An 8,222-nucleotide genomic window follows, 5' to 3' on the forward strand; every position below is an offset into this window, starting at 1 on the left:
CCGCTCGGCCCTGCCGCACCACTGGGTCCCGGTGCTGCGCTCGGCCCTGGCGCCGCACTCGACCTCCCCACCCCGGACAGTCCCCCCACCGAGATATCGCCCGATCCGACCGCGCGAATCGGCGCGCTGTAATAGTGCCGGTGGTCGCCGTGGTCGACCGTCCACGCACCGCTGTCCGCGATCGAGAGACGCCCACCCGAACTCGCGAACCCGAACCGGCCGTCGCCAACGAGCCGAATCGCGCCAAGGGCCGACGCGCCCTCTGCTGAAGGTGGTTGCGGGGAACCTGCTTTCACAGTTCCCGCATCGATCGACGTCACCTTCTCGGTCAAGAGGTCGACGACCCGCATCTCCCCGGTGCCCGCATCGGCCACGATCAACCGGCTCTGCGCCTCCGACATCTCCTCGGCACCGGCAACGAACCCGTGCGGCGCTTCCTCCACCACCGCGGGCTCCCCCGACCCACACCCGACCAGCGGCAGCGCCGCGAGCGCGGCCACCGAGGCCACACCCATCCGGCGCGCACCGAACCGGTCCCGCAGCGCGGCGATGATCGCCGACAGGAAGAACGCGCCGACGGCCACGGCGGCGATGGTCGCGCCCGCCGCGGTCTGCGCGTGCCACGAGATGAGCAGCCCCACCGCGGTCGACACCCCGCCGATCAGCGCCGCGACCACCATCACCACCGGAATCCGATCCGACCAGTACACCGCCGCGGCCGGCGGCGCGATGAGCAGCCCGAACACCAGCAGCGTCCCGACGACATGGAACGACGCCACGATCGCCAGCGTCACCAGCCCGATCAGCGCCACCTGCGCCGCCTTGGGACGCAAGCCGAGGGTGTGCGCCTTGCGCGGATCGAAGGTCGACGCCACGAACGCCCGATGCCCCAGCACGGCGACGACGAGCGCGATCACCAGCGCCACACCGAGATACAGCAGATCACGCGACCGCACCGCCAGCACATCACCGAACAGGAACCCGGTCAGATCGACGGCGAACGACTGCGATCGCGACACGATGATCACCCCGGCCGCGAGCATGCCGACGAACAGCAGCCCGATCGCGGTGTCCGGCGCGAACCGCTTGCTGCGCCCCAGCATCGAGACACCGAACGCCATGGCAGCGCAGCTGATCGCGGCCCCGAGAATCAGGTTCCCGCCGAGCAGGGCCGCCACCGCGACACCGGGCAGCATCCCGTGCGACATCGCGTCACCGAGAAAAGCCATGCCGCGCACCACGACCCAGGTCCCCGCCAGCGCGCAGACACACGACACGAGCAGCCCACCCCACAGCGCCCGTTGCACGAATGCCACCTCGAACGGGGTCAACAGCCAATCCATAGCGCGGAACGATATACTGAAAATGATTATCGTTTCAATTGAGGTGAGATGCAGCACACAGAGGACGCAGCGATCAAGATCGAGCAGCTGACGGCGGGCTACGGCTCGACGCCGGTGCTGTCGGGGGTATCGGCGACGATTCCGCGCGGACAGATCACCGCGATCGTCGGACCCAACGGATCAGGGAAATCGACCCTGCTCGGCGTACTCGCCGGGACCGTGCCCACCCAGTCGGGCGCGGTGCGGCGAGACACCACCCGACGGCCCGCATTCGTGGTGCAGCACACCGCGATTCCGCCGACATTGCCGCTCACCGTCGGCGAGACCGTGGCGATGGGTCGCTGGGCGCATCGCGGACCGTGGCGGCGCCTCACCCGCGCGGACCGCGCCATCGCCCGCGCCTGCCTGGAACGGATGGATCTCACCGCTCTGGCGGCCCGGCGCCTGGACACCCTCTCGGGTGGACAACGCCAGCGCGCACTGCTCGCCCAAGCGCTGGCGCAACAGTCCGATCTGCTGCTGCTGGACGAACCGGCGACGGGCCTGGACGCGGCCTCTCAGGCCACGATCTCGGAGGTGCTGGCCGAGGTCAGCGCCGCGGGGGTCACCGTCGTGCAGGCCACCCACGACCTGGCCGAGGCCGACAAGGCAGATCACTGCCTGGTGCTCAGGGAGGGCCGTCTGATCGCCGCGGGGCAGCCGGGCGAGGTGGTGGTCCGGTCGTAGAATCGACAGCGCCCGCTCCACCCGCGCGTCCCGCAGCAGGAGGAAATCATGGCCGCGACACCGACCTCGGTCGACGACTACCTGGCCGGCCTGCCGGAGGCGGAGCGCGCCGTCCTGCAGCAGATCCGGGAGACGATTCACCGGGTAGTGCCAGAGGCGGGCGAGAAGATCAGTTACGCCATCCCGGCCGCCACCCTCGACGGCCGGGCGTTCATGTCCTTCGCCGGATGGAAGGTGCATGTGAGCGTGTACCCCATCCCCGAGGGGGACGAGGAGTTCGAACGTGCCATCGAGCCCTACACAGCGGGCCGTGGCACCCTGAAATTCCCACTCGGGGAACCGATTCCGTACGACCTGATCGCGCAGGTCGCGGTCCGGCTCGCCGAGCGGGAACGTCGGCGGTGACTTACCAGTCGGCTTCGGTGAAGCGGATGATGCCGCGAATGTTCTTGCCGTCCAGCATGTCCTGGTAGCCCTGGTTGATCTCCTCCAGCGAGTAGCTGCGGGTGACCATGTCGTCGAGGTTGAGCTGACCCGACTTGTACAGCGACAGCAGCCGCGGCGCGTCCTGACGGGCGTTGCCGCCGCCGAAGATGCAGCCCTTCACCGTCTTCTGCAGCATGGACAGCAGGAAGCTGTTCATCTTCACGTCGCCTGCGTCCATTCGGCCCATCGAGGTGACGACCAGCGTGCCCGCCTTGGCGGTGAGAATCAGGCCCTCTTCGATGTAGTCGCCGTGCATCTCACCCATGGTGAGGATGACCTTCTCGGCCATCCGCCCCTCGGTGGCCTCGATCATCGGCATGATCGCGGCGGCCATGCTCTCGTAGGTGTGCGTGGCGCCGAACTTCTGCGCCTGCTCGCGCTTCCACGGATTCGGGTCGATGGCGATGACTTTCGACGCACCGGAGAGCACGGCGCCCTGCAGCGCGCTCATGCCGACGCCGCCGATGCCGGCGATCACCACGGTCTCGCCCGGCTGCACCTCGGCGACATGGGTCGAGGAACCGAAGCCGGTCGGCACGCCACAACCGACGAGGCACGCGACCTCGAACGGGATGGTCGGGTCGATCTTCACGACCGAGGTGTGGTGCACCGTCATGTACGGGGAGAAGGTGCCGAGCAGGCACATCGGGATGACGTTCTCGCCGCGCGCCTGGATGCGGTAGGTGCCGTCCGAGATCGCCTGGCCCATCAGCAGACCCGCGCCCAGGTCGCACAGCGCCATGTTGCCCGCGACGCACGCGGGACAGCGGCCACAGGCCGGGATGAACGACAGGATGACGTGGTCGCCCACGGCCAGGTCGCTGGGGCAGTTCGGGCCGAGCTTGGTGATGACACCCGCGCCCTCGTGCCCACCCATCACGGGGTAGCCCGGCATCGGCGTCGCGCCGGTGACGATGTGATGGTCGGAGTGGCACATGCCCGCCGTTTCCATCCGGATCTGCACTTCACCGGCGACGGGATCACCGACCTCGATCTCCTCCACCGACCACTGCTGATCGGTGCCCCACAGGATCGCGCCCTTCGTCTTCATGTCCGGTCGACCTCTCGCCAAGCTTGTGCCTCGTTGTGATTGCACTCACCCTAACTAAGAATCGCCCGATTCTGAAACACGTTCTAGAAATATTGCCGAGAATTATCTATCCGCGCACGTCATGGACGTGGTGGACGAGGTCGTGGAGGAAGTAGCGGGACAGCGAGGTGACCGTGAACAGCGATCCGTCGCTGCGCGCGCCCCGCAACTCGAGCCGATCGGCGGGGACGGCCGCGAAGGCCGAGGCGATCTTCTCGGTGGCCACCGAGAGCTCGGTCGCGACCCGCGCCGGGTCCTGTTCGCCGTAGCGGTCGGCGACGGCGGTCGCGTCCTGATCCCAGTTCTCGAACTGCGGCGGCACGACACCGTCACCGGCCAGCATCAAGGCCAGGCGGGTGTCGAAGATCCGGCACACATCGCGCACGTGGGCGCCGTACTCGAGCACCGACCAGGTCGTGTCGTCGGGACGGACCCGAGCATCGGCGCGCTCCAGCGCGGCGCCGAGCCGGGCGGCACTGTCGAGCGTGCGCTCGGGAACCGCCACGTAGGCGGTCCGCTCGGCGTCGTATCCGCAGTCGGGACAGGCGCGTTCGAGGACCCAGGTCCAGTTCTTGGTGTCGGGAACGATCATGCCGTCAGCCTAGGATGTCTGAATCTTTCGATCCATCGATATTCTGCCAATCATCGGCGAGATCCGGGCATCACGCGATCAGCTGACGCGCCTTCTCGAACAGTTCCATGGTCACCGCGTGCAGGAAGTCGCCCACCGGCTTGGGCGCCTTGCCCGCGAACGCGCGCGCGTAGGTGCCCTCGAGGACGATGCCCAGCTTGAAGCAGGCCAGCACCTCGTACCAGGTGACGTTGCTCAGGTCGCGGTCGGAGAACTTGCCGTAGTGCTCGATCATCTCCGCCGGTGTCGGCAGGCCGCCGACGGTGCCGAGGGTGCCCATCAGGCCCGCGCCGACGGTGCCGGGAACCGGGCGGGTCGCGAGCTGCCAGCCGAGGTCGAGCAGCGGGTCGCCGATGGTGGACATCTCCCAGTCGACCATCGCCGCCACCTGCGGGCTGTCGTACTCGAACATCATGTTCGCCAGGTGACAGTCACCGTGCATGATGCCCGGTGTCCAGGTGGTCGGCCGGTTGCGCTCGAGCCAGTCGCCGACCTGATCGACACCGGGAATCCGCGGGCCTGGGTAGCCCTCGTTGGCCGAGTAGGAGTCGAGTTCGCGCAGCCAGCGCGGCACCTGGCGTTCCAGGAAACCCTCGGGCTTGCCGTAGTCGGCCAGGCCGAGCGCCTGGTAGTCGAGCGAGCCGAGGCGGGCGATGGCCTCGACCGCGGACAGGCCCATCTGCCGCCGGATCTCCGGGTCGCCCGCGTGCAGGGCGGGCAGTTCGGTCTGCGGGTTGAAGCCGTGGATCGGCTCCATCAGATAGAAGACCGCGCCGATCACGCCGTCGTCGTCGCAGGCGGCGATGACCCGGGGCGAGCGCACCTCGGTGCCGTCGAGCGCGCCGAGCAGTCGCGATTCGCGCCGGATCACGTCGTTGCTTCTGGCGCGCAGGTGCTTGGGTCCGCGTCGCAACACGTATTCGCGGTCGCCACGGGTGAAGCGCAGCATGATGTTCTGCGTGCCACCGCCGATCGGGGTCACTGCACCGAACGCGCCGCCGGGCAGGCCACGTTCGTCCATCCAGCGCCCGATCGCCGCGAAATCCGCGATGGTCGGGTCGACATCGACCGGTTGCGAAACAGACATGGCGATCATTGTGCCCGAGGCGGGTCTCCGGTGGGCCCGACGTAGGATTTCTGCCAGGATGCGCACGCTGTTGATCGACAACTACGACTCGTTCACCTACAACCTCTATCAGCTGATCAGTGAGGTCAACGGGAACGAGCCGACCGTCGTGCGCAATGACGAGTACGCCGAGCTCGCACTCGACCGCTTCGACAATGTGGTGGTCTCGCCCGGACCCGGCCGTCCCGATCGCGCCCGCGACATGGGGGTGTCGACGGCGGTGATCGCGGAGTCGACGCTGCCGCTGCTCGGTGTCTGCCTCGGCCACCAGGGAATCGTGGTCGGCGCGGGCGGCACGGTGGGCCGCGCGCCGGAGGCCAGGCACGGCTACCTCGATCGCGTCGCGCACGACGATCGCGACCTGTTCGCCGGGCTGCCGCAGGATTTCACCGTCGTCCGGTATCACTCGCTGGCCGCCGAGGAACCGCTGCCCGAGGTGTTGGAGGTGACCGCGTCGACGAGCGACGGCGTGGTCATGGGCGTGCGCCACCGCGAGCGGCCGCAGTGGGGTGTGCAGTTCCATCCCGAATCGGTGTCGAGCGAATTCGGCGCCGCGCTGCTGCGCAATTTCGCCGATCTCACCAAGGCGCGCACCCACAACGGCGCGCCGGTCCTCGTACGCGGACCGCGCGACCTGTCGCCGCAGCCCACACCCGAACGTCGATTCGTGGTGCGGCACAGTGTGATCGAGCGCGCCATCGACACCGAGGCGATCTTCCTGCGCCGCTACGCCGAGTCGCCGACCGCGTTCTGGCTCGACAGCGAACATGTCGAACCCGGGCTCGACCGGTTCTCCTTCCTCGGTGACGCGAGCGGACCGCACGCCGAGGTCGTCGGCTATCGGGTCGGTGCGGGCGCCGTCACGGTGACGGACGCCGAGGGCAGCAGGTCGGTCCCCGGCACGGTCTTGGACTATCTCGACCGCGAACTCCGGCGCAGACACTGCGAAACCCCACCCCTGCCTTTCGATTTCGCCTGCGGCTATGTGGGCTATCTCGGCTACGAGGTCAAGGCCGACTGCGGCGCGAGCGCGGCGCACCGCTCCCCCACCCCGGATGCCGGCTGGATCTTCGCCGATCGGCTGATCGTCGTCGATCACGAAGCCGGGCGCACGCACCTGCTCGCGCTGGCCGAGGACGACATCGAGCGGGCGGATCGCTGGCTCGCCGAGATGGATGCGGCACTGGCCGATCTGCCCACCTGGGTCAATCCCGCCGACCTGCCTGTCCCCGCCGATCCGGATGCCGTCCAGGCGCATCTGGTCCGCGGCCGCGATCGCTATCTGGCCGATATCGCGGTCTGCCAGGAGCGATTGCACGCGGGCGAGTCCTACGAGATCTGCCTGACCGATGCGGCCGCGGTCGCCGCGGCCCCCGGCGACGGGCTCGCGCTGTATCGACGGCTGCGCCGCTGCAACCCGGCGCCGTATGCCGCCTATCTGCGTTTCCCTGGCCTCGATGTGGCCTGCTCGTCGCCGGAGCGGTTCCTCAAGATCGACCGGGACCGCGTGGTGGAGAGCAAGCCGATCAAGGGCACAGCGCCGCGCGGCCGGACCGTCGCCGAGGACGAGCACCTGCGCCTGTCGCTGGCCGACGACCCCAAGACGCGCGCCGAGAACCTGATGATCGTCGACCTGCTGCGCAACGATCTGGGCCGGGTCTGCGAGGTCGGCTCGGTGCACGTGCCGGAGTTGATGGCCACCGAAACCTATTCCACCCTGCACCAACTGGTCTCGACGGTGCGCGGGACGCTGCGCCCCGACGCCGGGGTGATCGACTGTCTGCGGGCCTGTTTCCCCGGCGGCTCGATGACCGGCGCGCCGAAACTGCGCACCATGGAGATCCTCGACGAGCTGGAAACCCAAGCGCGCGGGATCTATTCGGGCACGATCGGCTTCCTCGGCCTAGGCGGCACCGCCGACCTCAATATCGTCATCCGGACAGCGGTCCGCTACGACGACGAGTGGCGGATCGGCGCAGGCGGCGCGATCGTCCTCGACTCCGACGCCGAAGACGAGTACGCGGAGATGGTGCTGAAGGCCGCGGCGACATTCCGGGCGCTGAGCTGAGCGCTACCGGCGCGAACGCTTTCCCTTGGTGGGTTCCGGCGGCGGTTCCTCCCCCGCGCGTCCGGTGATCCGTCCGAGCAGCCCGACGCCCGGCAGCTTCGCCAGCGCACCGAAGAGGTCCTCGCCCAGCGAGATCATCGCCTCGAGCCGGGGCAACAGCCGGTCGTAGGTCGCGAAGACCGGATCGGCCAGCGCCAGGGTCCGGTCGAGCCGGTCGATGGTGCTGTTGAGCCGGTCCACGGCGATGGACAGGTTCTCCACCAGATCCGGCAACTGCGCGGCCAGCTGCGCCGAAGCCGGTGGCAGCCGCACCGCGGCATCGAAGGCATACCCCGCTGTCTGCTGAGCGGCGTCGATCGCCTGCCCCGCCGCGGTCTGCGCCGCACCGACCGCCGCCTGCGCCGCCGACAGCAGGTCAGCCCCCGGCACCTTGCGCCCCTGCGGCTCCGGCACGGGCTCCGCAGCGCGTCCCCGCTTCTTCGGGTTCGTCATGACTCCACTGTGCCGCACAGATCCCACAGACGCAGGGATGCGCACCTCGCACAACCCCGTGTGTCTCACCGAACGAACCAAACCAACCCACACCCGAGAAGGAACCGCCCCACAGCGGCGGTCCATGTCTCACCCGACGAACCAACCCGGCCCCGCACGCCCCGACCTCGAGGAGGGGCAGGCCGACGCAGTCGGCCGTCGCGGCCGTCCCGCCGGTCAGGCGCCGTTGCGTAGGCGACGAAGGAGCAAGCAACGGTGCC

Annotated in this window: 8 protein-coding genes; 3 read left to right on the forward strand and 5 right to left on the reverse strand. The window is 68.8% G+C overall.

The genetic code is table 11. The features are described 5' to 3' along the window. The coding region (aztB, locus tag ACFWF2_RS30425; protein WP_379310912.1) for a zinc ABC transporter permease AztB at positions 1-1,343 on the reverse strand (1,343 nt) is incomplete at its 3' end. A gap of 48 nt (positions 1,344-1,391) precedes the next feature. On the opposite strand from aztB, the gene aztA reads away from it, so the two are divergent. Both aztA and ACFWF2_RS30435 read left to right on the forward strand, forming a co-directional pair. Beyond that, entirely contained in the window at positions 1,392-2,069 is a 678-nt protein-coding gene (gene aztA, locus ACFWF2_RS30430; RefSeq protein ID WP_379310913.1) for a zinc ABC transporter ATP-binding protein AztA, read from the forward strand. A 48-nt stretch (positions 2,070-2,117) separates the two neighbouring features. Next, the gene (locus tag ACFWF2_RS30435) at positions 2,118-2,474 is read left to right on the forward strand and encodes an iron chaperone (RefSeq protein WP_379310914.1); all 357 of its coding nucleotides are present in this window, start codon (positions 2,118-2,120) and stop codon (positions 2,472-2,474) included. Position 2,475: 1 nt separating this feature from the next. Here ACFWF2_RS30435 and ACFWF2_RS30440 read toward each other — a convergent pair whose 3' ends face one another. The 3 genes from ACFWF2_RS30440 to ACFWF2_RS30450 form a co-directional block, all read right to left on the reverse strand. Next, the gene (locus ACFWF2_RS30440) at positions 2,476-3,606 is read right to left on the reverse strand and encodes an NDMA-dependent alcohol dehydrogenase (RefSeq protein WP_379310915.1); all 1,131 of its coding nucleotides are present in this window, start codon (positions 3,604-3,606) and stop codon (positions 2,476-2,478) included. Between the two features lie 106 nt (positions 3,607-3,712). Beyond that, positions 3,713-4,237 carry a DinB family protein gene (locus tag ACFWF2_RS30445; protein WP_379310916.1) on the reverse strand — a complete coding sequence of 175 codons (525 nt, stop codon included), beginning with the start codon at positions 4,235-4,237 and terminating at the stop codon, positions 3,713-3,715. Between the two features lie 70 nt (positions 4,238-4,307). Then, on the reverse strand, positions 4,308-5,372 hold the full coding sequence (locus ACFWF2_RS30450; protein ID WP_379310917.1) for a phosphotransferase family protein: 1,065 nt from the start codon (positions 5,370-5,372) through the stop codon (positions 4,308-4,310). A 49-nt stretch (positions 5,373-5,421) separates the two neighbouring features. Here ACFWF2_RS30450 and pabB point away from each other — a divergent pair, with 49 nt between their 5' ends. Further along, positions 5,422-7,470, forward strand: coding sequence for an aminodeoxychorismate synthase component I (gene pabB, locus ACFWF2_RS30455; RefSeq protein WP_379310918.1), 2,049 nt, complete (start codon positions 5,422-5,424; stop codon positions 7,468-7,470). Between the two features lie 3 nt (positions 7,471-7,473). Here the strand turns inward: pabB and ACFWF2_RS30460 are convergent, their stop codons facing one another. Next, positions 7,474-7,962, reverse strand: a complete 489-nt coding sequence (locus tag ACFWF2_RS30460) for a hypothetical protein (protein WP_379310919.1) — start codon at positions 7,960-7,962, stop codon at positions 7,474-7,476. Between the last annotated feature and the right edge of the window lie 260 nt (positions 7,963-8,222).

It is taken from the genome of Nocardia sp. NPDC060259, assembly GCF_042728775.1.
Lineage (GTDB): Bacteria > Actinomycetota > Actinomycetes > Mycobacteriales > Mycobacteriaceae > Nocardia.

Bases quoted from the DNA above. Each gene is read 5' to 3' on its own strand.
- ACFWF2_RS30435 (WP_379310914.1), top strand. From the start codon at position 2,118: ATGGCCGCGACACCGACCTCGGTCGACGACTACCTGGCCGGCCTGCCG.
- ACFWF2_RS30450 (WP_379310917.1), bottom strand. From the start codon at position 5,372: ATGATCGCCATGTCTGTTTCGCAACCGGTCGATGTCGACCCGACCATC.
- ACFWF2_RS30445 (WP_379310916.1), bottom strand. From the start codon at position 4,237: ATGATCGTTCCCGACACCAAGAACTGGACCTGGGTCCTCGAACGCGCC.
- ACFWF2_RS30460 (WP_379310919.1), bottom strand. From the start codon at position 7,962: ATGACGAACCCGAAGAAGCGGGGACGCGCTGCGGAGCCCGTGCCGGAG.
- pabB (WP_379310918.1), top strand. From the start codon at position 5,422: ATGCGCACGCTGTTGATCGACAACTACGACTCGTTCACCTACAACCTC.
- ACFWF2_RS30440 (WP_379310915.1), bottom strand. From the start codon at position 3,606: ATGAAGACGAAGGGCGCGATCCTGTGGGGCACCGATCAGCAGTGGTCG.
- aztA (WP_379310913.1), top strand. From the start codon at position 1,392: ATGCAGCACACAGAGGACGCAGCGATCAAGATCGAGCAGCTGACGGCG.